Raw genomic sequence first — 26,316 nt, 5'->3', positions numbered from 1 at the left:
GTCAGTACCCTACGGCTAAAGCCGAGGGCTTGGAGTTGTGTCTGAACTCCACCGCAATCCAGCATACCGTTTCAGGCGTGCTGCTTTGGCTTCATCGTCCGACACATCAGGGCGTACTGACAAGAGGCCCGTTCCTATCCAGTCTTGCCGGATAAGAAGCGTTCGCATCGCAATGTTTCTTGCACCAACCAGATCGGCATGGAGCGTGTACTGACAATTCTGACAGACGAAGAGCAATCCTTTGTTGGGCCTATTCTCTTTGCAGGTGTGCCCACATTTGGGGCACGCTTGCGAGGTATAGTTGGCATCGACCTTGATTGCCATACTTCGATGTAAGAGCGCTTTATAGGCAATCATGCTATGCAACTCAGCGAAGGACCATTTGGAGAAGGTACGATTGGCTTTTCGCTGTTTTGCATTTTTGCCTTTGCGTCGTTTGGTACGCTCTCGAATATCTGTCAGATGCTCCAGTCCAATCAAGCTTTGAGGGTGCTGTTGGACAATCCGCTTACTCACGACATGATTGGTATTCTGCTTCAACCGTCTCTCTCGTCCACTGATGGCAACGAGCCTTCTTGTCGCTGAACGAGTGCCTTTTTTTTGCAGACGTTTTCTCAGTCGTGCGTAGTGGTTTGCCTTGGGGACAATCTGTTTGCCTGAATGGAAGGTGCAATCCCCTTGCATCGTCGCCGTGACGGCAAGGTATCGCATTCCCACATCCACTCCGGCGACCTGCTTGTGCGTTTCAGGTGTAGGATCAGCCGTCTCAATTGCAAGAGAGACAAGGAGGTAAAATTGTTTCCTGGGCTTGTCATACCAGAGTTTCGATGCACCAATCTCCGCTCCACGCTGGATCAATGCCACATGCTTATTGTAGCCAGTATAGGGCACGATAACACGTCCCTCAAGGGTCAGGATGCTCACCTGCTGCTCTTTCTTGAGGGTGTAGTCTTTCTTGTACTGATAGGTCAACGTGGGGGAGATGAACGTGGGAGCCTTATCAAGCCCTTTGTAGCGTTTCTTGGTCTTCCCTTCCTTACGATGAACAGCATTGTTCTTGACCTTTGTCCAGAGGGTTTTATACGAGGCACCAACTTGGCGAGGAACAGAACAGGCCATTTGCGAAGGAAGATGAAAACGGAGGCGGATCTCTTCGTAGGTGGCATCTTGCAAACGAACAGCATTGCTCATCTTGCCATGCGCAAAGGCGTACTGGCTCACATAGTTGAGAGAATCCCGATACGCCAGTTGCGTTGTACGTAATGCCTTGAATTGCTCGGGCGTTGTATTTAATTTGAGTTTCGCTGTTACTACCGTTTGCATACGCTAAATTATACCATAGTTTTCATCTGACTGTCAACAATACATGAGCAGATGAAAGAATGTCTACGGCGTATTCCACCCAAGCCACCGACAAAGGAACGCCGCATTCCTCCCCATGCCTCAAAGGGCAGGGGCATCCTGCGGCGTTTTGGGTGAATATACTCATCCAGCTCGAAGGGGTCAAGTTCCCCTGTGTGGCGCTTCTCCAACGCCTCAAAGAGGTGCTGTTGGAGGCTAGCCAGTTTTTTCGCATAATAGCGTCCGATCTGTTCTCGAGCGATGGCCCGTTCCGCTTTTGTTAAAGCTCTCTGCGTGAGGACTTCTAAAAGCCGCTGTGTTGGCGTCAGATCGTAGGTCATTTTCGCTCTCCCTTCACTTGAAGCTTAACAGGCAGGAGGTTTCACTTCTCCCTATTTGAGCATCTGCCACAGTTCCTCGGTTTGCCCATACTCCATCCTTCCTGTCTCCATGAGGAAGCGCACAAAACGCTTGAAGCTAGTCTTCGCCGTTTTAACACCAGTCGTCTGCAAATAGGCTTCGACCTCATCCGAGGTCATATCCAACAGCCCGTGCGATGGTGCCTGGTTTAACAACATGTTGGAGCCAAAATGCTGGATGGTGCTGGCATGCTGCTCCACCATTTTCAGGCTCAAACCCGTCTGGGCGAGGTGCTTGCGAAAGGCCTGCAAGAGCTTCTCATTGCGCGCCTCTATCTGGATACGCAGCTCATTATCAGGCCGAGCGCGATTGGAGGAGTCCCGCGATGAGCAGCTCGACCATGCGGCGGGCATCATAGCGCGGGTCGTTGTTGGTGCCAACGCAGAGGTTGCCGATGCCACGCATCAGTTCGTAGGCATCAATATCGGCGCTGATCTCGCCGGCTTCAGCGGCGGCGTCGAGCAACTGAGCACAAACGGGCACGAGGCGGTCAAGGAAGTAGGCATGCAGTGCGTCGAAGCCGACGCTGGCGGGTTGCAGGACCGCGGCGAGTCCATGCTTCGTGACCAGGAAATCAACGAAGAGGTTGACCCACTGACCGAGTGCAGCGTGCGGCGATCCACCATTCGCCAGCAGGACCGGACCAGCCTCGGCGCAGGCCTCGACCTGATGGCGGTACACGGCAACAACGAGATCCGCTCGCGTCGGGAAGTGGCGGTAAATTGTCCCCATCCCGACGCCAGCCGCTGCCGCGATGTCACGCACCGGCGCCTCGACACCGGACGTGACGAACACGGCGGCGGCGGCGGCGAGCAACGCCTGCTCGTTGCGCTGCGCGTCGGCCCGCTTCTGCCGGGCTGGTTGCCCGGCTCCCTCGTCGATGGTGGTCATCGCTTCATTCCCTCCCTCAAACACTAGCTTGACAAACGGAACATTGTTCCGTATAATAGTATCGGAGCATTGCTCCGCTTTATTATTATACCATACGCGAAATAGCTGGAAGGAAGATCTTTCTATGAACGAATCAGACATAGCGATTACAGACGTGCCCATGCGTGCGCCCACTCCCGTCGTCTCGGTGAAGCCGGTGGTGCTCTCAGCTCCGGGCCGTGGTGAGGATCTGCACGTGCGAGTGTCTGCACCCGCGATTGGGCGCGAATTGCCTCTTATTGTTTTCTCGCACGGCTTTGGCGGGTCTTTGGACAGCTATGGACCGTTGGTCGACTTCTGGGCAGCTCACGGCTTCGTGGTCATGCAACCCACCCATCTCGACTCGAGGACGCTGAGCCTTCCCCCTGACGATCCCCGTACACTACTAATCTGGCGTTTTCGCGTCGAGGACATGAAGCGCATCCTCGACCAGCTTGACCTTATCGAGGCTTCCGTTCCCGGCCTCAGTGGGCGCCTCGATCGAAGCCGCATCGCCGCAGCCGGACACTCCTGGGGCGCCCAGACGGCGAGCATGCTGCTGGGCGCGCGAGTCCTCGATCCCGAGGGCGGAACGGAAGAGGATCTGTCCGACTCGCGGGTCAAAGCTGGTGTGCTGCTTGCCGCGCCTGGCCAGGGCGGAAATGACCTGACTCCGTTCGCAGCCGAGCACTTCCCGTTTATGAATCCGAGCTTCGCGGACATGACCACGCCGACCCTCGTAATCGCGGGAGATCGAGACCAGTCCGCCCTGTCCGTTCGGGGGCCGGACTGGTTTACTGACCCATACGTCTTGAGTCCAGGAGGCAAGAGCCTCCTTACGCTGTTCGGGGCAGAACACTCGCTTGGTGGGATCTCCGGGTACAACGTCACGGAAACGACGGACGAGAACCCCGAACGTGTTGCCCTGATCCAGCGGCTCACGTGGGCTTACCTTCGCAATGCGCTCGACCCTGAGGATTCCAACTGGCCGGCTGCGCGCACGGCTTTGATGGAGAGTCCCAATCCACTGGGTCGAATTGAATCCAAGTGAAGCTCTCAGAAAGCGCACTGCGCTTTCTGATCAATTCGGTCGCGGACAACCTCCGAAACCGGTTACTGTTTTTGAGGAAAGGAGCGTAAGAGCAGCAATCGAAAATGTGCGCGACTATGCTTAAAGGTGTGCTTGTTGTCCACCTTTGGAGGCGTTGACAGAGAGACGATATCATGGTATGCTACACGCACCAGATAAGAAAAAGTGTTCTAAACCAGAATATCTGGCGTTTCTCGCGAAAGAGGCGACGTCTCTCTCTCAGTGTGGTGTTGAAAGGGAAGGGGTTTTCATGCTCCTCTGCAAAAAGATCAAACTTGACCTCAGCGAGCAAGACATGGCTACCCTTGAGTTCATGCAAGGAAAATGCAGAGGACGTGCGCTATGAGGCGCTTCGTAGTATCCCTGGTTCAACCAGGTAGAACTGAGAAGAAAGTTCTAGGGTCAACAACTTACCTGGACCCTGAAAAGGGTCAAGGGACTGTAGCATGTTGTTAACGCGGTAGATGTCCCAAAGCACTGTAGGATAAGCTCCGCAAGACCCGCGCGATATGGTAAAGGCTAAACTGCTTGAAGCTCAATCTCCATCGGGGTTCGCATTCCCCCACTGGTAGAGTGCTTGTGCACCAGTGTCATATGGTGTAAAGACCTAAGACCTCGATCTTTACAACTTCTCCCATATGAGCGATGGCTAACGAAGTCACCTAAAGAGATGAATGAGCTACCTACGTCGCGCTCGGACGTACTACGATGACGTACCATAGGATCATCTACAGGGGGAGACCCCCACGATGACGGACATCCCATAGTAGTCAGAGGAGGGGAAAGCCCTTTACACGGCGAAGGGGATGAGGTGATGAGATACTCAGTAAAGTGAGGTACTTGAGATGAGGACAGCCGAAACCGCCCTGGGTATCATTCAAGAACGCGGCAAGCAACGGAAAACGCTGATCACTTGTCGCCGATGTCATGAGAACATCCATTATAGGGGAACAAAGGCATCGAGACTTGAACATCACTGGCGAGCCGGATGAGCTGAAAGGTTCAAGTCCGGTTCTGAGGGAGACTGAGAGAAAAGGAGCAAGCAATTGAAACCTCGCTCCCAGTCTACCCTACTCTACAATTGGTGGGTGATGAAATTGCGAGACGGTGAGAAGTGGCGCTTCAACGCCTGCAAGAAAACGCTGGCCGAGAGCCGTGCCCATGACCCTGAACTTAATCAGGTCTATGGGAAATTGCTTGCGGAAGTGTACTATCGCCTGGATGGGGCCATGCGAGCCTTCTTTCGTCGCGTCGCCAATGGGGAAACCCCAGGCTTTCCCCGCGTGCGCCCTCGCCATGGCTTCTTTACCCTCTGTTATCCGGCGATGTATCTCACGCTTGAGGGAAACACGCTCATGTTGCCCACAGGGGGCAAGGGCAAGCACAAACGCTTTCCTGCCATCCGTGCTCACCTCACCGAACTGCCTCCCGAAGGCTTTCGAGAGGTGGCGATCAGTCGCGATGGCAGAGGTAACTACTACGCCTCTTTCAGCTACCGAGAGCCCGAGCAAGCCAAACGCGATGGCAACACCGTGGCTTTCGATCTGGGCATCAAGACGCTGGCAACTGGGGTCACGGAAGGGGGCCGAATCTATCACATCGGTGGGTTCAAAGGCTCGCGTTGGTACAACAAACAGTTGGATCGGCTTCGCTCGAAACGCAGCAAGTGCAAGAAGAAGTCGCGTCGTTATCTTCATCTGAGCAAGGTGTACAAGCGCGTTTCGCAGAGGAAGCGCAACAAACAGCGCGATAGCCTGCACAAGGCATCGCATCTTATCGCACGGCGATTGGTTGAGAGAACTGTCGTCGTAGGAGATCTTTCCCAACGGCACATGGTCATGAAAGAGCATCAGGAGCGAAACAAGGCGCTCAATCGGGCGGTCTACAATGACTGGGGCTTGTATGCCTTCGTCCAAATGCTCACCTATAAATGCCAGTTGTATGGGAAAGAGCTTCAGTTGGTAGATGAGCGTAACACGTCCAAGCAGTGTAGTGGCTGTGGGAATCTGCAAGCCATGCCACTGTGAAAGCGGACGTATCAGTGCGCGGAATGTGGACTCGTCATGGATCGAGATGAGAATAGTGCTCACAACATCTTGACGAGGTTCCTTGCCCGGCGAGGGCCATACACTCAGGCTTGTCCTGAGTGCGATGTGCTGCAGGTGACCCAAAGCGGCGTAGAAGTCATGGGGACTTCCTGTGAGGGCCAGGTGCAGCAATTGAATCTATTCGAGGGTGCATAAGCACATTTGAGTGGATTTAGAAAGGCAGATGCATCACAAAAGTCAAGACAGGAAGCTGCTGAGCAGAAGCCAGGATTTGACACATAACTCGCCGTTTTCTTCCTTTGACGCATATCTCCCCAAAACGTTCTTCTCTATGGAGAACGTTGGATTTGCTTGCCAAGCTTTTCCGACGTTCTTTCACATGGAAAGAACGTCGCTTTGCCTCTTTCATTGCGATGGTAACATAAGGATTCCGCTAAACCGTCGTTTTGGGGGTCTTGATAAAAAGCCCTCGATACGGTCGATTCAAGACCTGTATTGAGGGAGTTGTGAAGCAGCCTCTTTAGAGCTTCAGATGGAATCGGTTATGGCCCAACACCTCTCGAAGTCCAGCCTTTGTAAGTCTGCTCGCTTGATCCAATAAGAGAGGGAACCATATTCTCCCCATGTCACTTTGGTATACTCATCAGTATCAATCTGGAGGATGTGTATCCACTCCAGAGCTGCTGTTTTGAGGGCTGCTTTCGCTTCCTCATCCAGATCCTTCCACTGCGAGGGCAGAACATGGTGGCTGGCCATCTGACAGAGAAGTTGTGCATCGTTTTGCATTTGGGAAGGATAGCCGAGGAGAGAATGATGAACATGATGCGGAAAGGGCAGCTACAAGGGGTAAACAAAGGAAATGTGAAAGGTCTGGTTGCCTTGGTTCCCAGACTCTTTGGAGAGATTGCCTAAACAGAACAACGGGAGACATTCTCTGCTCATCTTGTTTTCTTCATCATTCTTGCAACACAACCGCATTCCTGTCCGGAACGTACTCACATTTCTGCCAGGGGGCGGTTACAGAAAACCGAGCGAGAAAGCCCCGGTCATTGATGCCGGGGATGAATCGCTCTTCCTTTTTGGGAGGCTTGGATGGGAGGTAGCCGCTTGTGATGCTCATTCTTGCTCATCGTTTCCCCTTTTTCATCTTGACATGCCGCTTTTTTGATGTAGAATATGCTCATAGCATCAAAGGAAGGTCAATCAGCCCAGATGAAGCGAGCCAAGACGCCGACATTTCTCATCGAATTGCCCCTCCAGGTCGATTGGAGCAGTGAACGACAGCTGCGTGCGCATCTGAAAGCAGCACGCTGTCTCTATAATGCGCTGCTCTCTGAAGGCAACAAACGGCTCCAGCAGATGAGGAATGACCCCGCCTGGGCGAGTGCACGCGCCATCCCTCGCTCCAGGCGAGAAGAACGAGCCCAGGCCTTCTCTCAGCTGCGCAAAAAACATCACTTTTCCGAATACGAACTGCATGCCTTCGCCAGGACGGCCCGCGTCTCGTGGCTTGCTGACCACATTGATGCCACCATGGCGCAAACCCTGGCCACCCGAGCCTATCAAGCCGTCAATCGCGTCTGTGTCGGCAAAGCCAAACGGGTGCGTTTTCGCAGCAAAGGGCGTGGCATCGATAGCGTGGAAGGCAAGCGCAACGATGTCGGCCTGCGATTCGTGCTTGACCCCAACGCAGGTGATGGTGGCTTTCTCATCTGGAACCAGCAGGTCATCCCTGCCATCATCAACTGGCTGGACCCGGTGATCCAGCATGGATTGCGCCACAAGATCAAGTATGTGCGCCTGGTCCGTCGCAAAGCGTCCTCTCCACAGGCTCAGGGCGCCGACGTGTCAGGCAACCGCTACTATGTGCAGCTTATCGTCGAGGGGCACGCCTACGTTAAGAAAACGCATGAGAAGAGTGGCACCCAGACCATTGGCCTCGATATCGGCCCCCAGACGCTCGCCATCGTCCCACGTGAGGGAAACGCCCAGCTCGTGACCTTTTGTGAGCAACTCGCCCCAAATGCTCGCAAGAAACGACGCCTCCAGCGTCAAATGGAGCGGCAACGCCGTGCCAACAATCCCGAGCACTATGATGAGTTGGGACGCGTCAAGAAATCTGGCAAGAAGCGCTTGTGGTGGAAAGAGAGTCAGCGGTACAAGCACACTCGCAGGCAGCATGCCACTGCGGAGAGAAAACTAGCCGCCCACCGCAAGAGTCTGCATGGCAAACTGGCCCACGACATCGTGAAGGCTGGCAACACGATCATCCTCGAAAAAACGTCGTTTGTGGCATGGCAGAAGCAGTATGGGAGAAGCATCGGCCTTCGCGCCCCAGGGATGTTTGTAGCACATCTGACCCGCATAGTTGCAAAAACTGGCGGCACCCTGAGCGAGGTCTCTGCCTTCAAGACGAAATTGAGTCAATATTGTCATGCCTGCGGAGCCTACGTCAAGAAGCCCAGATCGCAGCGCTGGCACCGCTGCCCCTGTGGCTGTGGACCAGTACAACGCGATCTGTACTCGGCCTTCGCGGCTTTCTCACCTGCAACGCGAAGAGACCATCCCCTCTGTCACCCAGTCGGACTGGGAAGGTGCGGAGCCGCGCCTGCGAGCCGTGATGGAGGGTCTGCAACAACGTGCGAATGAAGGGCATACCTTGCCCCCAAGCATGGGCGTGGTGGCTTCTGGCAAAGCTGCCCGTGCGAGAGCGCGTCGGCTCGAAAGTCCTGCCTATCCCCACCAAGAGCCGCTCTCCCTTTTTAGGGAGAACGGAAGCGTTGGGTGAGCAACAGGAACCCCCGCGCATTCATGCCCGGGGAGGTCTCAGCGTTTCTTTCCCTCAAGTGCGTTGTAAGTATGGACTGCTTCTGGATCATGAGCAGAGAGCCGACCAGCAACGATCCAGACATAGCGTAGGATCATGCCTCCAGCCAGGACCAGCAACGAAAGTACGATATTGACGGTTCGTGGCGTTGATTTCCCACCCAGTTTGCCGATGATGCGGGCAAGGAGCGGAAACGCAAGGCCAGCGCCAATGGTACCAGCTTTAAAAAGGATGCCAGTACGACCTCTGAATAATGGTTTGCCCAGCGAACCAAGCAGACGTGGAAGAGCGGAAATCAGACCAAGTTCCATGCTCATAGAAACCATCTCTGCACGTTCGAGTTTTTCCACAAGAGGCTGATTGTTGCGGCCAAAAGAAAGAAGGCACGAGAGACTGGCCAGTGCCGTCGAGAGAGCAGACGAAAGGAAAAGCGGCCCCAAAAGGCGACGAGCGCGGGCCCAGACGGGAACTGCTGTTGAGGAGAGCAAAACGCCTGTATAGGATGCAACAAACAGTCCCAGAAGGCTTCCCAGAACCTCAACCAGTTTTATCGGGACAGCCTTCATCCACCTGGCAAGCAAAGGGAACCAGTTCAGCAGGCCATCGCTGGCTGCCTGATAGGCCGTCGTCAAGCCACTACAGAGTCCAAACGCGGTTAGTCCCCAGGTGCCCAGTGACATAACCGAACGGAATTTCAAGACGCGCAACATATGATGGAAACGTAGCGGACGACCCAGATCCAGGATCAGCAGAACCGGGCTGGCAAGAATACATACGAATGAGAGGTAGCGCCCGGCGCGAGTCAGAACACCATGTTTCTCGAACCTGAGCAGATCAGCGAGTGTTGAGATGAGATACGAGCCGCCCGCAATGCCTCCAAGGAAGAAATAGAGAACAATCTGCCAGCTCCAATGCGCCTTCTTCACCAGCGGAAGATCATAATACGTCTTCGCTGGCCCATTCCATACTTTACTGGCCCCACCCTCCTGCGTTGTGCGTGAAGTCTGAAAAAGGGCTTCTCTCCTGGAAGAATCAGGTGTTGCTGTCTTTCTACCACGTATCATCGATGAAACCTCCTATCTTTTTTGCTCGGTTTCCAGAGCGAAAAAGCTGTCGCCAGGGTAAGAACGGTTGCAGTGATCAGACTGGCCAGAAAGCTAGTCGCAATATTCTCTTGTGGAAGCCTCGGCTGTTCTGGCAGGTTGTAGACGGAGGGACGATCCGTCAGCAGGAAAAAGGCATTTAGATCTCCCACAGACGTTTTCTCATCGACTCCATAGAGATAAGCCGAGGTCTCACCGCGCGCATGGAGATTCTCTACACGTGAGCGAGCCCGTTCTTTGAGTGTATCCAGGTCCCCAAAACGGATCGAGTCTGTTGGACAAGCCTTGGCGCAGGCGGGTTCAATTCCATCTTTTTGCCGGTCGTAGCACAGGGTACATTTCGCGGCCAGGCCGGTCGTCTCGTTCCGGTCTACGACTCCAAAGGGACACGAGGGCACACAATAGCCACAGCCATTACAGATGTCAGGCTGGACATAGACATCGCCAAACTCATTGCGAACAATGGCACCGGTAGGACATGCCTCCATACAACCAGCGTGGGTACAATGTTTGCACACATCGCTCAGCATCAGCCAGTTGACCGCTTTGCCTGTATCGTCGGACGGGCGCGCCTGTTCCACAAAAGCAACATGGCGCCACGTCGTTGAAGAGAGCGCCAGGGTATTATCGTAACTGTGGCCGGACAGTTTGTAGCCATCAGATGGAAGTTGGTTCCACTGTTTGCAGGCGACCTCGCACGCTTTGCATCCGATGCAAAGCGTTGCGTCCGTGAAAAAACCATTGGGCATAGCGCACGTTCCTTTCCTGGTTCTTAGGGCTGTTCTCGTGCCACATAACTGCCATCCTGGCCTTGATAGCTGCGCCGACCGGGGCGCATATTACAGGTAAACGATTTTGCTTCATGCATACTGACGTTGCGGTCAGCCACCAGTAAGAGCAGGTCATTGGCAATATCCCCTTTGACGACCCCTTGATAGCCCCAGTGAAACGGCAGACCTATCTGATGCACGACGTGACCCTGGATCAACAGCGGTTGTATACGTGCCGTCACCAGGGCCTTGGCCTCGATCTCGCCGCGTCTGGTCCAGATCGTAATCCAGTCTCCATTTTTGACGCCCTTTTCAGCGGCCAGCGCCTCGTCGATTTCAGCAAACAGTTCTGGTTGCAGTTCCGAAAGCCAGGGCAGCCAGCGAGACATCGCCCCACCAACGTGATGTTCCGTCAGACGGTAAGTGGTAATGGCATAGGGAAAGTCAGGATTGGCGGTCCCGTTTTCTGGATTATCTGGACGATGCCAGTATTTGATCACCGGATTGTTTGACCTCTCGGGATAAAGTGGGTTTATCACTGGTGACTCGACTGGTTCATAATGGGTTGGCAGTGGTCCATCGGTCAAGCCGCTTGGCGCATACAAGCGGCCTCGCCCCTCAGCGTTCATGGTGAACGGGTCCGAACCGGAATGCGCATCAAGTCCCTCACCATCCGGATCAGCTTGCGCATCAGGTGGCTTGGTCACCGGAAAATCGGGTTGATCATATCCAGTCCAGCGCCCCTTTGTGCCATCCCCATTGTCATACTCGGCATCCCACCAGATATACTTCTTCTGCTCTGACCAGGGGTTGCCCTGCGGATCCGCGGAGGCCCGATTATAGAGAATATGTCGATTATCAGGCCAGGTAAAGCCCCAGCCCGGACTGACATACGCATCTGGCTGGCGACTGCACGCCAGGTTTTTTCCTTCTTCGGGCATAATGCCACTGAAGATCCAGCAGCCACAGGCAGTACTTCCATCAGCCTTGAGCGCATTGAAATTTTTGACGACCTTGCCGTCGGCAACAGTATACCCATTGATCTCTTTGACGATATCCTCGACAACCATTTCTCGCTGTGGTCCCTCCTCGCGACGATAGTTCCAGGTCAGATCTTGAATAGGTTTATCGCGCTCCCTGGTACTCTGTTTATACAGTTCTTTCAGTCGCAGGCCCAGTTCCGTCAGAAACCAGGGTTCTGAACGCGCATCGTCAGGCGGGTCAATGGCTTTCTCGCGATATTGAATCAGACGCTGCGTATTCGTAAAGCTGCCCTCTTTTTCGACATGCGAGGCCGCAGGCAGGAAGAACACCTCAGTTCCTATCTTCGTTGGATCAATTCCCGGTCGCTTCCAGTAGGCTGCGCTCTCGATTTCGTAGAGATCGCGCACGACCAGCCATTCGAGCTTTTCCATTGCTGCCCGATGGAAACCAGCGTCGATGCCACCAGCGGCGGGATTTTGCCCTATCAGGAACAAGCCCTGCATGTGGCCATCCATCATGGAGATGAACATGGGCAAGTCGGAATGATCACCCGTAATTTTCGGAAGGTAGTGATAGGCCCAGTCGTTCTCCCGGGTTGCGGCATCTCCATACCATGCTTTCATCAAGCTCACAAAGTACTCGGGATAATGGACCCACCAGCCAGCCTCCTGACTGTTGTGTTCCATATAGGTGGCGAAATCATATTCCTGACGTAACGTGCTTGGCATCACCAGGTAGCCAGGCAAGAGATTATAGAGCGTCGGAATATCAGTCGAACCCTGAATATTCGCGTGGCCACGCAGAGCCATAATGCCCCCACCCGGGCGTCCGATATTTCCAAGCAACAGTTGCAAAATGCCCGCGGTACGAATCACCTGGACGCCTGTTGTATGCTGTGTCCAACCAACAGCATAAGAGATATTGGTCGTCCGCTCACGCCCGGAGTTTTTGACCAGGGTATCAGCGATCTTCAAGAACCGCTCTGCTGGAATTCCGCAAATCTGTTCCACCATTTCAGGGGTGTAACGCGCGTAATGGCGTTTGAGAAGCTGTAAGACACAGCGCGGATGTTGCATCGTTGGATCACGCTGGATCTGACTGGGATGCGCATGCGCGAACAAGCCCTGGCCTTCCTGCGCGTCGGGCATGATGTGCTGCTCATTATGCGTATCGGCTGCACCTTTGCGAGGACACCGATCTTTGATTGATTCGTGTTCAGCGAGCCGATCGGACGTCCCACGCTGTGTCATTTGATATTGCCAACTTGAGATATCGTACGCACTGTGATCGGATTTCAGTCCGGAGAAAACGCCACCCAGGTCTTCAGTATCACGAAAAGCATCACTCACGATGAAACTCGCGTTGGTATATGCCTGCACGTATTCTTCAAAGTATCGGTTCTGCTGCAAGACATAGTTAATCAGGCCACCAAGAAAGGCAATATCCGTGCCTGTCCGAATGGGGGCATAGATGTCAGCGTGCTGTGAGGTGCGCGAGAAATGTGGATCAACGTGAATAATCGTTGCCCCGCGCTCTTTCGCTGCCATTACCCAGCGGAAACCCACAGGATGACATTCTGCAAAATTGCTGCCCTGAATAAGGATGCAGTCGCTATTTTGCAGGTCTTGCAGAAACGTATTGGCCGCACCGCGACCGAGGCTTGCACCGAGACCCGGCACAGAGGCGCTGTGTCATATCCGGGCCTGGTTTTCGATGCAAACCATTCCTAAGGAGTGGAAGAGCTTCGTGATGAGATAATTCTCTTCATTATCCAGCGTCGCGCCGCCGAGTGACCCAATAGCAGTGGTGTTATGTATAGGTTTCCCTGTGTCATCGGTTTCACGAAACGTCGCCTCGCGTGTTTGATACACAAGCTGGGCAACGCGATCCATGGCCCAATCCAGGGGCTTTTCCTCCCACTCGGTAGCGTAAGGCGCGCGGTATTTGACCGTGGCCCAACGACGCCGATTGATATCGAGCTGATAGCTGGCGCTTCCTTTGGGACACAGACAGCCTTTGCTCACAGGGCTATCATCATCGCCTTCAATATCGATCACTTTTCCATCTTTCACATAGACGCGTTGTCCACAGCCGACGGCGCAATAGGGGCACACACTTTTCACCATTTTGGCGTCGTGAACGCGTGGCTGGAGTGTTTTGCTTCGTTCGCTCAGCGGATTGGGCACTAGACCGACATGTGATTGGAATGTCTGTTCAATTGTTGAGGGAGAGAAGAAACGGGCTAATCGCCTGTAGAAGGTTGCAATGGGAGTATGAATGTGCGTTGTCCTTTCCGCTCAGCCAGACGAAAGTATAGCAGAGCAACTTTCTGTGCTAATAGACTATTCACGACAATGATCTTTTCTTCCCGCTGAAGGCAAGATACTCGGTCATCAAAACACATCCATTCGACAAGCTCACCTTTCTCAAATCTGCAAAAAGGCAAGGAGGCGCATTACTCACCGCCTCCAATTAGAGATTATCGAAGATATCTGCATCACACTAATTCAATGCAAAAGATGGAGATAAATACTACTAATAGTAGTATTTATCATTAGAAATATCACCTATTATGCGAAATGGCATTCCACTTTCTGTGAGCAAGCAGGGAACGGATGCCTGTTATTTCGACTTCACACTCATCGTTTCCGGGTGGACTCGCTGGTATACCTGGCAAGATGAGTCACTTTCCGAGTGAGTAATCCGTAAACCCACTAGAGAGGGGCGACCACTCTGTTCAGCTTCACAGAAAGAAAGCAAGAATTGTGTGCATTGAATCCTTGAAGGTACAACGAGAGCAGATGGGACCTGGGTAAAACGAGAGGAGGAGAACCATGCCGAAAAAGCACCAGCAGCGACCTGCCAAAGCCATGCATGGCCGTAATAAGGCCGAACACAGTACCGTGATTACAACGGGGACATACAAGAAGAAAAAGACGTACCAAGAGCAAGCACGCCTCCATCAGAATCTCGATCCATTACCGCAGAGAGCCAAGGTTCCTCCTCAATGGGTCATACCTCCTGAGATGAACACCAGGAAAGCAAACTCGCAGGTCATGATGGAACGAGGGGAAAGTCGCTCAGGCACTGACTCAAACGCACACAAACCTCGGAAGGCTTCCAGGATGCATGAGCCTGCGGAAAGACAGCCTGAACCTCTTCCTGGCCGGGTAGATAACTTTGAAGAGGACATCAGGCCCGATAACTTCGCGGGTGCCAATTATGGCATGCTCTCTAAGCAGCACGATCTTGGACTTCGCGCGAGCGATATCAAAGAACTGCATGGCAAGCTCGCAGATTTCACCAAGGATGAACTGCGCGCGATTGTCATTGTGCCACTAGGAGAATATCTCGAACAAGGGGCAAAATACATTGATCTGAACGAGCGGGAGAAAGGCGAATTTACTGCTCTGGCCGAGAGGATTTCCGATGAGGACCACTACTATGTTCCAAAGAAGCAAACCGGGTATGTGCTCTGGAATCGTCTCAACCACATAGAGAATCCGGCTCGCCTGGATGAAGCGGGGCCAGCAGCTCCCTGATCCCCCATTGCCTGCAAAAACGAGCTCTTCTTCCTATTTGCCAAAAGAGCGCAACTGCATCGTCTGCCATGAATGACTCAAGCGCCATGCGCGAAAGTGCTACCTTTATTCTGGTACTCTGTTTCTGAAATTGCAGAGCTATGATGCATTTCGAAAAGGAGCTATGAGGTGGGTAAAAGCTTACACCATGTCACACAACGCGAACAGAAACGGGAGAGAACACCCGGAGGAACGTCCATTTCTCACGCTCGCTCTTTGAAGGTCTCCTCCCAGCGCATGATGCAACTCAACCAATTGGAGATTATCTGGGAGTCTTTCCCAGAAGGTCTCATCGCGTGTGATCGCAACCAGAAGATTGTACGGATCAATGCTGCTGCTCGCAAGCTCCTTGAAGTGGTTTCCGAAGCTCAATGTCAAGGAAGAGACTATCAGCACTTTCTCACACACTACCTACGCTCTGATGAGCAGCCACCATGCGTTCCCTCAGAACAATGGCTGATGAACCTGGTCCTTGCCGGGACAACAGGAGCTGATTTGCCAAACCAGACCCTGCTGCTGCGTCTCCCTTCCGGGCGCAAGACCCCGGTCTCTGTTCGCTCCTTTCCCGCGGGCGATCAAATGCGCAACGTGGAAGAAACCGTCTTTATCATCCAGGAATTTACGCATGCTCGTCAGGAAGTTTCCTGCCTCCAACAAGCCCATGAGGCGATGATGGACCTCATCAACGCGATCGCGCAACTTCCTGAGCAGAGAGATCACCTCTTGCCAGAAGAAACCTTTCTCCTCGCCCCTCCAGTGCTCTTCGTGGCCCAGCAGCTCGTCGATGTCGTCCGGTCGGTCCTGAATTGCCACCGCGTGGACCTCCTCGCTTTCGGCCATCGAACAGACCATCTGTATTTTGTTGCAGGAAGTGGCTTGACCGCTGAACAAGAACAGCACTGGCGAGAAATTGGGGGACGCTTCCAGCTCTTAGACGCGGTTGACGACGCGGCACGCGCTCGTCTCGGCGCTCACCAGGAGGTGCTAACTGATCATTTTGACACTATTGAATATCTCGGGAAACACCTGCCCTTTCCGGCGTATCCTCACCTCGCGGCTCCTGACTCTGAGATCTTTCTGCTCCTTCCTCTGTTTCTGGAACAGCAGTGGGTTGGGATGTTGATCATCGTCAAAGCGAGTTCTGAGGGGGAGTACACTCCCGAGGAGATTGCGCTCATGAAAGCAGTCACTGCGCAGACCATGCTGGTCATTGAGGGGATTCACTGTTTCTATGCACAGGAAGAGAAACAGAAGAGAGCACTCATCCAACGCGAAGTGAGTCGCCTGATTGGCGAATTTCTGAACCTGGCCACACATGAACTGCGCACCCCACTGACAGTGACCACGGGCAATCTGCAATTAGCACAGCGCCGATTGCGGATCTTAAAAGATCAGCTTGCACCGTCATCCGCGCAGCTACGTGACTCCATTGCTTCCGTTCAGCAGCCCTTAGCAGCTGCTTCACAGGGAGCCAGGCTTCAGCAGCGTATGATTGATGCTTTGATTGATGATGCACGTATCCAGACCAATACGCTTCCAGTGGCCTCGCGTTCGGAAGATCTGCTCGTACTGCTCAGAGAGGTCGTGACCAGGCAGCAACAATCTGCGCCAGAGCACACCATTATGCTAGATGTTCCTTCTCCGGCACAAAAGGTGCCCATCATCGCCGATGCCGGGCGGATCAAGCAGGTTCTTCATATCTATCTGACGAATGCGCTCACCTTTTCTCCCCCAGGGCGGCCTGTGGTCGTGAAGTTAAACATTGCGGATACGCGCGCACGTGTCTCAGTCCATAATGAGGGATCAGGCATTGCGAGAGAAGATCTCGATCATATCTGGGAACGCTTCTATCGTGCCAAAGGGAGTGCTGTCCAGCATGAACTGGATCTGAGCTTCGGATTGGCCCTCTATTTATGTCGGGAGTTCATTAAACGGCAGCAGGGGAGCGTTGGGGTACAAAGTGCTCCTGGTCAGGGAGCCACATTCTGGTTTACCTTGCCTATCACGCCAGCTCAGGAAGAGTGACACAAGCTCCCCTACCATGTAGCTCAATCTTTATGAACACCGCTGTAACGGTAGTTTGTTGTCTTGGGATTTTGCCCCGTTTTAAACCCGTCAAGTGAGGGCAATCTGTGCTTAAATTGCTCTGGATAGCTATCCAATATCAGGCGCAATTTCCCGAGTCCACAAACTACCGGTAACGTACAACATCTCTTCTCTTCGCCTATGGTAGAGACTTTGAGCTATATGTCGTGCATATACTGCTACCCAATGATATGTCGGGACCCCAAAGAGGTAAAGATCGTTTTATATTGCTGCACAAGCGTTGTTTGGGGGAAGCACATCGACTGGTTGCGACACTGCGTTCAACGCGTGAGATCGGGGAACATGCTTCCTCACAGATAGCACATCGGATCTCCGCTTCTTTTTCCTAACATGTTGTCAGTTTGTATCCATCGTGTTCTTCCTCAAGAGAATTACCAAGGAGGGCGACAAAGTGTATAATAAACCAGAACACGAGACGAATACTTCTCGCGCTATCTGCCTAATTATATGATCAATCCTATCAAGGGGTAACCCATACATATGGAGACTACGAGTAGCAGAAAATGGTCCGAATTGCTGAATCTTCCCGTGTATGTGCCTAAGCTGGGAAAGTCGCTTGGTACCGTCGTTGACTTTTTCTTCAAAGAGGGATCAAACTCTATCTATGCCCTGCGCGTCCTTACATGTGTCAATGGCGACTTCGCCCTGCCGGCATGTGGCATCAAGGCCGTTGAAATCGATAAGGTGACTATCGATAACGAGAACATGCTGATAAAGGCGCTTCCCCCACTGCCACAGAGCAAAGACCTGATCGGCATGCCCGTTGTCAGCGAGAATGACGAGGCTCTGGGCGAAGTGAGCGAGGTCAGTATCGCCCTCAATCCCCTCGATGCGATGCGTTTAAGTGCTTTGGGCATCTTCACCAATGGAGGCAAAGCCGTGGGCTTCACCGCCGATAGCATCGTGTCCTTCACCAATGAAAGGGTGGTGATCGATAATCATATCGCGCGCAAGCTGAAGTAGCTTTAGGCATTTTACTCCTCAACACCACACCCCTTTCACCTGGTGAGTCTTTCGGGTGATGCACAGCTCGGTTATGTGCCATTACTACATCCTTGCTGAGCGCGTCAAGCAGCGCTGGGAATCAGGGCAACGACATCGTGGGCATATGGAGCATCTGAGAGTATTTGACCCAAAGGCTTCCATTCCCCCAGAATTTTTACAGCCTTTGCCACTCAATGGTCACGTCATTGAAGTCGATACCACGGACTTTGAAACGATTGACTATGAATATCTTTTTACTCAGATCCAACGTATTCTTAGTGATTGACATCTCATCCTCAAGGTTATTTTTGTTAGTTTGCCCTCTTCAGTAAAGGTACCCACATGACTCATGGGAAACTCATCATTTACCAAAAGTGGGCCAGATCCGCCTTTCGGCTCAAAATCGGTCGAGGCACTGCGCCAGTTTGCCTCAGCAAACGACGAATGAATCTGATGGTGCAATCCGAAAGCTTCATTGAGCCCGCACCGCGAAACGCTGAAAAATTCCCTCTCTTATCAGAGGGCTATTCTTGGCCATCGAAAATCGGAGCAGACATGAATTTTTGGAATTTCTGAGAGGGGTTTCGCTCTTGCACGGTAGTGTGCATCAAGTCATCACGGGAGGCGAGGAACGAGCGTAAACGCATGATCTTCTCAGAAATGGGAAGCCAGGCCGCTGGCCGCTCGTCTTTGTCATAGAGCGCGAGGAAGTAGGCGCCAACTTTGTCCGTTTGGTGCCGCATATTTTTCGTCTTGCGATATCTCATAAGCACAGCTGGGTTGAGCAGGCTCACGCTGTAGCGATGCCCAAGCAGAAAGTGGACAATGGTATCCGAAGAGCTCCCCGTTGACTCCAGACACACAGCCATTAAAAGCCCCTTGTTCTCGGCCCCCAGGCATGGAGCACCGCAAATCCTTCTGCGGTATTGGCCCGCGAGACGATGGATGTGTTGGTCCTCCAGCAAAAGCACGACATCAAACTTGCGTTTGGCGACGTCAATTCCCGCGTATGCTCTGGGGAGTGGTGAGGAAGGAGATACATACTAGGTATTGACAACGTGTGCGAAAGTAAGTGAGAATAAGTAGATGTACGCAGTCGTACCGTTTGCCAAGCAGGTGGATGTCAGCGTGAAAACAGTGCAGCGCTGGGACCGAGAAAGCAGGCTCAAAGCCAAAGGAACGCTTTCTGGGCGTCGCTCCTCTCATGAGGTCGATCTGACCACGGCGCTCAACCTTCCGAAGCTGCCAGCCGCTCGCTGAACGAGAGCCACTTGCCGGGTGTCGAGTCCTGCTCAACTGGAATTCCCGCAAAGCGGGAGAAAAGGCGCTCAAGGATGAAAACCGCGCACAAGATCCGGATGAACCCCACCCCTGAACAGGTGGAGTATCTCAAACGAGCCTGTGGCACGAGGCGGTTTATCTACAACTGGGGACGGGAGCAGTGGGAGAAGCAGTATCAGGCGTATACAGCTGAGCAGGAAACCGTTCCCCAAGAGCAGCGCGTGCTCAAACCGCCACATGCCCTCGCACTCAAGAAGCAATTCAACCAGATCCGGGAGCAGGAGTATCCGTGGACCTATCAGGTGACGAAGTGTGTGGTGGAGGGTGCGTTCGATGACCTCAAAAACGCCTATGACAACTTCTTTGCGGGCCGAGCGAACTACCCGCAGTACAAGAAAAAGGGGAAGTCGCACGAGTCGTTTTATCTCTCCAACGATAAATTCACCTTGGGAAGCCATTGGATCTCGATTCCCGGACTTGGCCGCTTCATCCTCGATCAGCGCCAAACGAAGAAGGACCGAGGCAAGCTCTTACGCAGACTGGGAACGGTGAACATCGCCGAAAAACTGCGCTTCGTCGAAAAGGGGAAAGCCACCACTCCCACGAAGAAGCGAAACACGCGCAAGCACGTCGTGTGCGAACGGGTCAAGATCCTGGGGGCGACGGTCTGCTGTGAAGCGGGGCACTGGTACGTCTCCATCCAAGGAGACATCACACGGGAGCGCCCCACAACGCCCGAAGCAGTGGTGGGGGTAGATGTGGGCGTAAAGCAAGCTGCTGTGGTGAGCGATGGGCGCAGGCTTGAGAACCAAAGGCCTTTAGCGCTCCATCTCAAGAAACTCGGCAAGCTGCAACGCCAACTCAGTAAGAAACAGAAGACGAAAGACCCGCAAACCAGGCGAACCGTGTTCAGTAAGAATTACGAGAAGCAACGACTCAAGGTCGCACGCAAGCATCAGCAGATCGCCAACATTCGGCGGGATGTGCAGCACAAGTTCACGACCGAACTGGCGCGCACCTGTGGGGCCATCGGCATCGAAGACCTCAACATCCTGGGGATGATGGCCAACCGGAAGCTCTCGCGTGCCGTGGCCGATGCCGCGATGGGGCAACTGTTGCAGTTCCTCAAGACCAAAGTGGCCAACGCCGGGGGAGAGCTCTTCATCGCCTCGCGCTGGTTCCCTTCGACCAAACGCTGTTCGTGCTGTGGGCAGGTCAAAAAGCGCATGCCGCTCAAACACCGCACCTATGAGTGCGTGGCCTGTGGGCTGGTCATCGACCGGGATCTCAATGCCGCCTTGAATCTCCTGTGGTTCGCAACACAACAGCTTCGCCAGCTTCACGCGTAAAGCTGGCCGTCCTGGAGAGTGGCTACCGCCGGACGTAAAATGCCTGGGGAGTTGATGTGAGACCGAAACGGGAGGGCCGATCCAAAGGTTCCCGTGCGCTGGCTATCGACGATGAAGCAGGAAGAACTGACCGCTCGAGGGTGTTTACACACGTTCGAGTATGAGAAAGGTAGCAGGCATATATCCCTCCCGCTGCATGTTCCAATGAACCCACGAGAAGAGAGGCTAACTCGCATGAGGATCACCCTTGTATGCAAGCTCATCTCGTGCGAACAAGAGGCAAGAGTCTACCGTCCGATCTGGCGAGTTGAACAGGGAATGGGATCGCCAGATGTTGCGTGCCAAGATCCGTGCCGAGGAGAATGAATTGACGCAACATCCTGATCGCGAGGGCCGTAACTGGTAATTGATCGTTGTGCTGTGTTGTATGACTGCGCCTGTTTTTAATCCACATGCTCCCCATGGTTGGAATCCCTCTCGTACAACACTCGCAAGCAGCCAGTATGATCTTGGCCTGTTCCCATCCCTTTATCAGTGACAGTATGGACATGCCAACCAGCTTTTGCCATTTTCTTTAAATCCTTGCTAAATTGCTCTCGCGCCTCGCCCTTAAAAAATTTCGACGTATAAGTCTTGACTTGTTGCATTTACTCACTTTTCCTCTCATGAGTTGCTGTGAATCACAGAACTCGCTAGGCGTTTAATTCCTATAGAGCCACGGTTATCAGATGATATCGTACATACGAGAAATGAAAGAAGGTACAACGGCAAGAGAGTGAGGAGGTTATCTCAGAATCGTGTTCCTATGATGAAAAGGGCTTAGGGCCTCTTTCTTACGAGGAGTGTAAGGAATGGAGGATATTTATGTTTATATTTATATAATACGCTATTTTATAAATAAATACAATAGATAGACATATAGCGAGTGTGATTCATTGACTTCGAGCGAAGCGACGTTCCCGTTGCAGGTTGTCGGCCTTCCGGCCTCGGAGTCCATGCTAGCATAGACCCTACGATGTGCTTATTCGGTAAACAGTGCATGCCCAGCAGTTTTATTTCGTATTCGAGGGTTTCGCGCAGACCCTCTTCGAGGGGATGGGGATTGTAGCCGAGCTCGCGGCGAGCCTTTCTGTTTCTTTCGGTTCCATCACATCTTTGCCCTCTCAGTTTGAACTCCTCTTCTACCCATCCTGCCTGATATTTTGTTGTGTAGAGATTTCTAGAGCATCTTCTATTTTTGCTTTAATTATGATATGAAACATTTGTGGTTATATGCATCTTTTTTTACATGTTTTGTATGGGAAGAGTCAGGAGGGCAAGTTTTCTTGAAAAAGGGCCTTTTAAGAAGAGCCAACTGAGGAACGGTTGGAAGTACCAGTATCCTGTGGCAAATATCTTCTGAGTAAGGTACATCTTTCCTCAAATGAAGGAGATCTGTACTAGGATACTCTCTTCGCTTCCTGGTTTCACTCAACTGGAACAATCTCGATCTATGTGTGAGCAGACGTTGACACACGCAACATTTTTCTTTTCAGTAGAGCAGTTTGACACACATTGGTTTATAGGTTATCATGTCATTACTTAGTGACATAATGATGCATGAGAAAGAAGAACGATGTCAACACGAGAAGCGCAGGCCATCGCGCTGAAAGCCAAGCTCTATCGCGGGTTTGCTGATCCCTCGCGGCTCTCTATTTTAGAAGCCTTGCGCGAGGGCGCACTCACTGTGAGTACCATTGTGGAGAAAACTGGTTTGTCGCGTACCAATGTCTCGAACCATTTGCGTTGTTTATCGGACTGCGATCTCGTGACCTCTGAATCACAAGGTCGCTACACGCTCTATCAATTAAGTCATCCTAAAATTGCTGCCTTGTTTACGCTCACTGAGGAAATTCTCCGAGATATTGCACGAGGGATATATGAATGTACCAATTACACGGGAGAGCATCCCTCGTTTGAAGAGAAGAGCAGTGCCAATGAGCAGTGAGCATGCAGGACATGATCATACACATGGCATGGTCAGGCAGACACTGCGCCTTGCCTTCTTCCTCTCCCTCATTATTGTGGCGGCAGAAGTTGGTGGCGGCCTGCTCGCTCACTCGCTGGCACTTCTTTCTGATGCGGGTCACGCGCTCACTGATATCTTTGCCCTTGGCCTGGCCTGGTTTGCCACGGCTCAAGCGGAACGACCTGCCAATGCACGTAAAACCTTTGGCTATCATCGCGTGGGTATTCTGGCTGCTCTTATCAATGCCATCACACTGATCCTCGTGACGATCTGGATTCTCTACGAGGCGGTGCAGCGCTTTCACCATCCTGAACCCATCGAGCCAGTGTTCATGTTTGTCTCAGCAGGAGTGGGGATTGCTGTCAATCTCTTCATCGGCTTTGGGTTGAACAAAGAGCAACAGAATCTCAATGCGAGAGCGGCAGCCCTCCATGTCTTTGGAGATGTCGGAGCAAGCGTAGGCGTTATTATTGCAGGCCTCGTCATTCTCCTGACTGGCTGGACTCCGATGGACCCGATTCTCTCCGTGGGTATTGCGGTGCTGATTGCTCTTGGTGCCTGGCGGATTGTGCGGGAAACGACCGACATTTTGCTAGAAGCAACTCCCAAAGACGTCAACCTTCCTGCTCTCGTTGCTGATATGAATCGGGTTCCAGAAGTGGCTGCTGTTCATGATGTACATGTTTGGAGCATCACCAGCGGAATGTATGCCCTCTCTGCTCATGTCCAGACCGCTAACTTACCCTTGAATGAATGTGCCCCAATTCTGCTTCAGCTAGAGTCCATGCTGCACGAGAAGTATCGTATTGGACATTCCACCTTGCAACTCGAATGTGACGGACATCTGGGAAGGTGTAGCGAGATTGACGGGCTGTACTGTCAGCTGCAAGGAACTCACGACCACGAGCACGCGCAGGATGAGAAGACGCATACCAGCACGCGCGAAAGGATAACTGAACATGAATGATCTTGTCCCCCCTGATTCCCGTCGCCTGATGGAGTTTTCTGTACGCGGCATGGATTGCGCCGAGTGTACACAGCATGTTCAATATGCCCTCAGTGCGCTTCCCGGTGTGCAAGAAGCTCAGGTGTATCTCTCGTCTGAGAAAGCGGTGGTCCGCTACGACCCTACAGTAGTGAATACAAGTGCGTTTCGCCAGGCGGTAGAAGGGGCGGGGTATACACTTGTGCTTCCGCTACGCACAGTCGAGATGAAGATCGCGGGAATGGATTGTACAGAATGCACTCAACATGTCCAACATGCCCTGGCGACCCTCCCAGGTGTTGCGTCTGCCCAGGTGTATCTCTCGTCTGAGAAAGCCGTCATTCAGTACGATCCTACCCAGGTGACTCTTCCAGCGTTTCATCAGGCAGTCGAGGCGGCAGGGTATTCTATTGTCTCAGAAGGAGCCGTTCAAGAGGGCACTTCAGCTTCTCCCACGCTTGGCTCCTTTACCCGTCCGATCCTTACGCTTTTTGCCCTGGTCTTTGGCGTCGTACTTCTGGTGGTGATCGTTGGTGAATGGCTGGGTTGGATGGAACGCATCACCGACCTGGTTCCATGGTATGTCGGATGGGCACTCGTCCTGCTTGCGGGATCCCCCATTTTTTGGAACGTGATCAAAGCTGCCTTGCGCCGCCAGGTGATCTCTCACACGCTCATGAGCCTTGGTGTGCTAGCAGCCCTCATCGTTGGTCAGTGGACGACGGCTGCGGTCGTCGTCTTCTTCATGCACATTGGCAATTTTGCAGAAAACTTTACCACGGAACGTTCTCGCCGCGCGCTCAAACATCTTACCTCGATGGCTCCCAAGACTGCTCGTCTTGAGCGTGAGGGAAGTGAAATGGAGTTCCCTATGAGCGAGGTGCAGCAGGGCGATATCGTGATCGTGCGACCTGGCGAAGCCATTCCCGTTGACGGAGTGGTGATTTCGGGACAAGCCACAATCAATCAGGCTGCGATTACAGGTGAGTCGATGCCGATTGAGGTGGAGCAAGGCCATCACGTCTTTGCTGCGACGATCGCGACCCTGGGGAGTTTGCGCATCCAAACGACGCAGGTGGGAACTGAGACGACGTTTGGGCGTGTCATCAAAATGGTTGAAGAGGCGGAAGCTCACCGCGCCGATGTACAGCGGCTGGCTGACCGTTTTTCGGCCTACTTTCTGCCTCTTGTCGCATCCATTGCGGCTCTTACTTTTCTCATAAGTCGCAATCCTCTTGCAACAGCTTCTGTACTCGTGGTCGCGTGTTCCTGTTCGCTGGCACTCGCAACGCCTGTCGCAATGCTGGCTTCGATTGGGGCAGCAGCTAAGCGCGGGTTGCTGATCAAGGGTGGGAAATATCTGGAAGTGCTGGCGCGAGCGGATGTCCTGCTCCTGGATAAAACGGGGACCGTGACGGTGGGTCGGCCACAGATTACGGATATTGTCGCCATCGGCTCACTCACTTCTTCAGAAGTCCTTCAGCTTGCGGCAAGCGCAGAGCGCTACTCAGAACATCCCCTGGCCGAAGCGGTTCGGGCAAAAGCGACAGAAGAGAAGATCATTCTTCTCTCCACGGAGCAATTTGAGGCCATTCCGGGACAGGGGATACGTGCTCGCGTGAGTGGCAGAGCATTGGTCGTCGGCAATGCACGCCTCATTCCCTCTGGTCTTGATCTCGTTGAGTCCACCCAGCTAGAAGCACAAGGCAAGACCCTTCTGTTTATTGAGCAAGATGGCGAGCTCGTTGGTCTATTGGGCGCCTCAGATACGGTACGCCCCGAAGTTCCTGAAGCGTTGGCCGAGGTAAAGCGTCAGGGGGTGAAGCGGATCGAACTGCTAACCGGGGATAACGAACGGGTTGCATCTGCCCTGGCACACCAGTTGGGTATTGGATATCAGGCGAACCTCCTCCCAGAAGACAAGATTCGCCTGGTCAAGGAGTATCAGACCAAAGGGCATACGGTGGTCATGGTTGGTGATGGCGTCAACGATGCACCTGCTCTGGCACAAGCCGATGTGGGGATGGCCATGGGAGTAGCAGGAACCGACGTTGCGATGGATGCCGCTCATATGGCACTCATGCGCAATGATTGGCGGCTGGTGCCAGAAGCCTTTGCGATTGCGCACCGGACGATGCGCGTCGTCAAAATGAACATTGGCTTTACGGCGCTTTATAACCTGGTAGGTCTCTCACTTGCAGCCTTTGGCCTGTTACCACCCATCCTCGCTGCTGCGGCGCAATCGTTGCCTGACTTGGGGATCCTTGCCAACTCCTCGCGTTTGTTGCGTCAGAAACGGCCCGTTTTGGTGCATAAAGAAAAAGGATGAGAACACTATTCATAATTCTGACACATGAGATACCAGCGCCACTCCTTCTCTCTGTTATCATGGGTCTCGTCATTGCCTCTCTCGTCAAAATTCTTTAGAAGTGTGTTGGTCCCTTTCTTTCTCTCAATGGGCAATCAAAAAGTGGTAACGGCCTAGTCCTTTGGCAACCTTGTCCATCCGAAATAAAATAAGAGGACTATT

Annotated in this window: 20 protein-coding genes and 5 pseudogenes; 15 read left to right on the top strand and 10 right to left on the bottom strand. The window is 53.0% G+C overall.

Annotated elements, in window-relative coordinates:
- Window positions 1-15: 15 nt before the first annotated feature.
- The 4 genes from KRAC_RS20085 to KRAC_RS20070 are packed head-to-tail and all read right to left on the bottom strand — an operon-like array spanning window position 16 to window position 2,652.
- A complete protein-coding gene (locus KRAC_RS20085; protein ID WP_007910163.1) occupies window positions 16-1,323 on the bottom strand; it encodes an RNA-guided endonuclease InsQ/TnpB family protein in 1,308 nt (435 codons plus the stop codon).
- Between the two features lie 8 nt (window positions 1,324-1,331).
- Window positions 1,332-1,682 (bottom strand): hypothetical protein, encoded by a 351-nt coding sequence (locus KRAC_RS71440; protein WP_007910162.1) that lies wholly within the window; start codon window positions 1,680-1,682, stop codon window positions 1,332-1,334.
- Window positions 1,683-1,733: 51 nt separating this feature from the next.
- On the bottom strand, window positions 1,734-2,012 hold the full coding sequence (locus tag KRAC_RS20075; RefSeq protein WP_040443933.1) for a hypothetical protein: 279 nt from the start codon (window positions 2,010-2,012) through the stop codon (window positions 1,734-1,736).
- A 43-nt stretch (window positions 2,013-2,055) separates the two neighbouring features.
- Window positions 2,056-2,652 (bottom strand): TetR/AcrR family transcriptional regulator, encoded by a 597-nt coding sequence (locus KRAC_RS20070; RefSeq protein WP_007910160.1) that lies wholly within the window; start codon window positions 2,650-2,652, stop codon window positions 2,056-2,058.
- Between the two features lie 124 nt (window positions 2,653-2,776).
- Between KRAC_RS20070 and KRAC_RS79575 the strand changes: the two genes are divergently transcribed.
- From KRAC_RS79575 to KRAC_RS20055, 3 genes and pseudogenes are all read left to right on the top strand, one after another.
- Window positions 2,777-3,721: an alpha/beta hydrolase family protein gene (locus KRAC_RS79575; RefSeq protein WP_007910159.1), complete on the top strand. Its 945-nt coding sequence runs from the start codon at window positions 2,777-2,779 to the stop codon at window positions 3,719-3,721.
- Window positions 3,722-3,899: 178 nt separating this feature from the next.
- Window positions 3,900-4,094: pseudogene (locus KRAC_RS79570) on the top strand (RNA-guided endonuclease InsQ/TnpB family protein); the annotation flags it as partial.
- Window positions 4,095-4,833: 739 nt separating this feature from the next.
- Window positions 4,834-6,003, top strand: a pseudogene (locus KRAC_RS20055) (RNA-guided endonuclease InsQ/TnpB family protein); the annotation flags it as partial.
- Between the two features lie 333 nt (window positions 6,004-6,336).
- Here KRAC_RS20055 and KRAC_RS79565 read toward each other — a convergent pair.
- A complete protein-coding gene (locus tag KRAC_RS79565; RefSeq protein ID WP_007910156.1) occupies window positions 6,337-6,594 on the bottom strand; it encodes a DUF1963 domain-containing protein in 258 nt (85 codons plus the stop codon).
- 24 nt (window positions 6,595-6,618) lie between these two features.
- Between KRAC_RS79565 and KRAC_RS79560 the strand changes: the two are divergent.
- Window positions 6,619-6,720, top strand: a pseudogene (locus KRAC_RS79560) (IS6 family transposase); the annotation flags it as partial.
- A 300-nt stretch (window positions 6,721-7,020) separates the two neighbouring features.
- Window positions 7,021-8,596: pseudogene (locus KRAC_RS20040) on the top strand (nuclease/transposase family protein).
- Between the two features lie 38 nt (window positions 8,597-8,634).
- Here the strand turns inward: KRAC_RS20040 and nrfD are convergent.
- Genes nrfD through fdh form a run of 3 tightly spaced genes read right to left on the bottom strand, consistent with a single transcriptional unit; the run spans window position 8,635 to window position 13,678 of the window.
- Window positions 8,635-9,699 carry an NrfD/PsrC family molybdoenzyme membrane anchor subunit gene (gene nrfD / locus KRAC_RS20035; protein WP_007910150.1) on the bottom strand — a complete coding sequence of 355 codons (1,065 nt, stop codon included), beginning with the start codon at window positions 9,697-9,699 and terminating at the stop codon, window positions 8,635-8,637.
- On the bottom strand, window positions 9,696-10,487 hold the full coding sequence (locus KRAC_RS20030; RefSeq protein WP_007910148.1) for a 4Fe-4S dicluster domain-containing protein: 792 nt from the start codon (window positions 10,485-10,487) through the stop codon (window positions 9,696-9,698). The genes nrfD and KRAC_RS20030 overlap by 4 nt, the downstream gene beginning before the upstream one ends.
- 23 nt (window positions 10,488-10,510) lie before the next feature.
- Window positions 10,511-13,678, bottom strand: a complete 3,168-nt coding sequence (gene fdh / locus KRAC_RS20025; protein ID WP_007910146.1) for a formate dehydrogenase — start codon at window positions 13,676-13,678, stop codon at window positions 10,511-10,513.
- A 648-nt stretch (window positions 13,679-14,326) separates the two neighbouring features.
- Here fdh and KRAC_RS69155 point away from each other — a divergent pair.
- The 4 genes from KRAC_RS69155 (at window position 14,327) to KRAC_RS20000 (ending at window position 18,449) form a co-directional block, all read left to right on the top strand.
- Window positions 14,327-15,034 carry a hypothetical protein gene (locus KRAC_RS69155; protein WP_007910145.1) on the top strand — a complete coding sequence of 236 codons (708 nt, stop codon included), beginning with the start codon at window positions 14,327-14,329 and terminating at the stop codon, window positions 15,032-15,034.
- 168 nt (window positions 15,035-15,202) lie between these two features.
- A complete protein-coding gene (locus KRAC_RS20010) occupies window positions 15,203-17,098 on the top strand; it encodes an ATP-binding protein (RefSeq protein ID WP_007910144.1) in 1,896 nt (631 codons plus the stop codon).
- A 561-nt stretch (window positions 17,099-17,659) separates the two neighbouring features.
- On the top strand, window positions 17,660-18,142 hold the full coding sequence (locus KRAC_RS20005; protein ID WP_007910143.1) for a PRC-barrel domain-containing protein: 483 nt from the start codon (window positions 17,660-17,662) through the stop codon (window positions 18,140-18,142).
- Between the two features lie 58 nt (window positions 18,143-18,200).
- Window positions 18,201-18,449, top strand: coding sequence for a hypothetical protein (locus tag KRAC_RS20000; protein WP_007910141.1), 249 nt, complete (start codon window positions 18,201-18,203; stop codon window positions 18,447-18,449).
- A gap of 238 nt (window positions 18,450-18,687) precedes the next feature.
- Here the strand turns inward: KRAC_RS20000 and KRAC_RS79555 are convergent, their stop codons facing one another.
- The gene (locus KRAC_RS79555) at window positions 18,688-19,164 is read right to left on the bottom strand and encodes an IS110 family transposase (protein WP_083814751.1); all 477 of its coding nucleotides are present in this window, start codon (window positions 19,162-19,164) and stop codon (window positions 18,688-18,690) included.
- 85 nt (window positions 19,165-19,249) lie between these two features.
- Between KRAC_RS79555 and KRAC_RS62025 the strand changes: the two are divergent.
- The 3 genes and pseudogenes from KRAC_RS62025 to KRAC_RS71430 form a co-directional block, all read left to right on the top strand.
- Window positions 19,250-19,420 (top strand): annotated as a pseudogene (locus KRAC_RS62025) (IS607 family transposase); the annotation flags it as partial.
- A gap of 77 nt (window positions 19,421-19,497) precedes the next feature.
- On the top strand, window positions 19,498-20,793 hold the full coding sequence (locus KRAC_RS19990) for an RNA-guided endonuclease InsQ/TnpB family protein (protein ID WP_007910137.1): 1,296 nt from the start codon (window positions 19,498-19,500) through the stop codon (window positions 20,791-20,793).
- A 247-nt stretch (window positions 20,794-21,040) separates the two neighbouring features.
- Complete coding sequence (locus KRAC_RS71430; protein WP_157506835.1) at window positions 21,041-21,199, top strand: hypothetical protein; 159 nt, start codon at window positions 21,041-21,043, stop codon at window positions 21,197-21,199.
- 37 nt (window positions 21,200-21,236) lie between these two features.
- Here the strand turns inward: KRAC_RS71430 and KRAC_RS19985 are convergent, their stop codons facing one another.
- On the bottom strand, window positions 21,237-21,440 hold the full coding sequence (locus KRAC_RS19985) for a hypothetical protein (RefSeq protein ID WP_007910134.1): 204 nt from the start codon (window positions 21,438-21,440) through the stop codon (window positions 21,237-21,239).
- Window positions 21,441-22,408: 968 nt separating this feature from the next.
- Here KRAC_RS19985 and KRAC_RS19980 point away from each other — a divergent pair.
- Genes KRAC_RS19980 through KRAC_RS19970 form a run of 3 tightly spaced genes read left to right on the top strand, consistent with a single transcriptional unit; the run spans window position 22,409 to window position 26,115 of the window.
- Window positions 22,409-22,780: an ArsR/SmtB family transcription factor gene (locus KRAC_RS19980; RefSeq protein WP_007910132.1), complete on the top strand. Its 372-nt coding sequence runs from the start codon at window positions 22,409-22,411 to the stop codon at window positions 22,778-22,780.
- On the top strand, window positions 22,770-23,768 hold the full coding sequence (locus KRAC_RS19975) for a cation diffusion facilitator family transporter (RefSeq protein ID WP_007910130.1): 999 nt from the start codon (window positions 22,770-22,772) through the stop codon (window positions 23,766-23,768). Before KRAC_RS19980 ends, KRAC_RS19975 begins: the two co-directional genes overlap by 11 nt.
- Window positions 23,761-26,115, top strand: coding sequence for a heavy metal translocating P-type ATPase (locus KRAC_RS19970; protein WP_007910126.1), 2,355 nt, complete (start codon window positions 23,761-23,763; stop codon window positions 26,113-26,115). The genes KRAC_RS19975 and KRAC_RS19970 overlap by 8 nt, the downstream gene beginning before the upstream one ends.
- Window positions 26,116-26,316 lie beyond the last annotated feature (201 nt).

It is taken from the genome of Ktedonobacter racemifer DSM 44963 (genome assembly GCF_000178855.1).
Classification (GTDB): domain Bacteria; phylum Chloroflexota; class Ktedonobacteria; order Ktedonobacterales; family Ktedonobacteraceae; genus Ktedonobacter; species Ktedonobacter racemifer.
This window is presented reverse-complemented; position numbering and strand designations above follow the sequence as displayed.

What these genes read in the sequence shown, in the direction of transcription:
- KRAC_RS20085 (WP_007910163.1), bottom strand. Translation starts at nt 1,323, where the DNA reads ATGCAAACGGTAGTAACAGCGAAACTCAAATTAAATACAACGCCCGAG.
- KRAC_RS71440 (WP_007910162.1), bottom strand. Translation starts at nt 1,682, where the DNA reads ATGACCTACGATCTGACGCCAACACAGCGGCTTTTAGAAGTCCTCACG.
- KRAC_RS20070 (WP_007910160.1), bottom strand. Translation starts at nt 2,652, where the DNA reads ATGACCACCATCGACGAGGGAGCCGGGCAACCAGCCCGGCAGAAGCGG.
- KRAC_RS79575 (WP_007910159.1), top strand. Translation starts at nt 2,777, where the DNA reads ATGAACGAATCAGACATAGCGATTACAGACGTGCCCATGCGTGCGCCC.
- KRAC_RS79565 (WP_007910156.1), bottom strand. Translation starts at nt 6,594, where the DNA reads ATGCAAAACGATGCACAACTTCTCTGTCAGATGGCCAGCCACCATGTT.
- nrfD (WP_007910150.1), bottom strand. Translation starts at nt 9,699, where the DNA reads ATGATACGTGGTAGAAAGACAGCAACACCTGATTCTTCCAGGAGAGAA.
- KRAC_RS20030 (WP_007910148.1), bottom strand. Translation starts at nt 10,487, where the DNA reads ATGCCCAATGGTTTTTTCACGGACGCAACGCTTTGCATCGGATGCAAA.
- KRAC_RS69155 (WP_007910145.1), top strand. Translation starts at nt 14,327, where the DNA reads ATGCCGAAAAAGCACCAGCAGCGACCTGCCAAAGCCATGCATGGCCGT.
- KRAC_RS20005 (WP_007910143.1), top strand. Translation starts at nt 17,660, where the DNA reads ATGGAGACTACGAGTAGCAGAAAATGGTCCGAATTGCTGAATCTTCCC.
- KRAC_RS20000 (WP_007910141.1), top strand. Translation starts at nt 18,201, where the DNA reads ATGCACAGCTCGGTTATGTGCCATTACTACATCCTTGCTGAGCGCGTC.
- KRAC_RS19990 (WP_007910137.1), top strand. Translation starts at nt 19,498, where the DNA reads ATGAAAACCGCGCACAAGATCCGGATGAACCCCACCCCTGAACAGGTG.
- KRAC_RS19985 (WP_007910134.1), bottom strand. Translation starts at nt 21,440, where the DNA reads ATGCAACAAGTCAAGACTTATACGTCGAAATTTTTTAAGGGCGAGGCG.
- KRAC_RS19980 (WP_007910132.1), top strand. Translation starts at nt 22,409, where the DNA reads ATGTCAACACGAGAAGCGCAGGCCATCGCGCTGAAAGCCAAGCTCTAT.
- KRAC_RS19975 (WP_007910130.1), top strand. Translation starts at nt 22,770, where the DNA reads ATGAGCAGTGAGCATGCAGGACATGATCATACACATGGCATGGTCAGG.
- KRAC_RS19970 (WP_007910126.1), top strand. Translation starts at nt 23,761, where the DNA reads ATGAATGATCTTGTCCCCCCTGATTCCCGTCGCCTGATGGAGTTTTCT.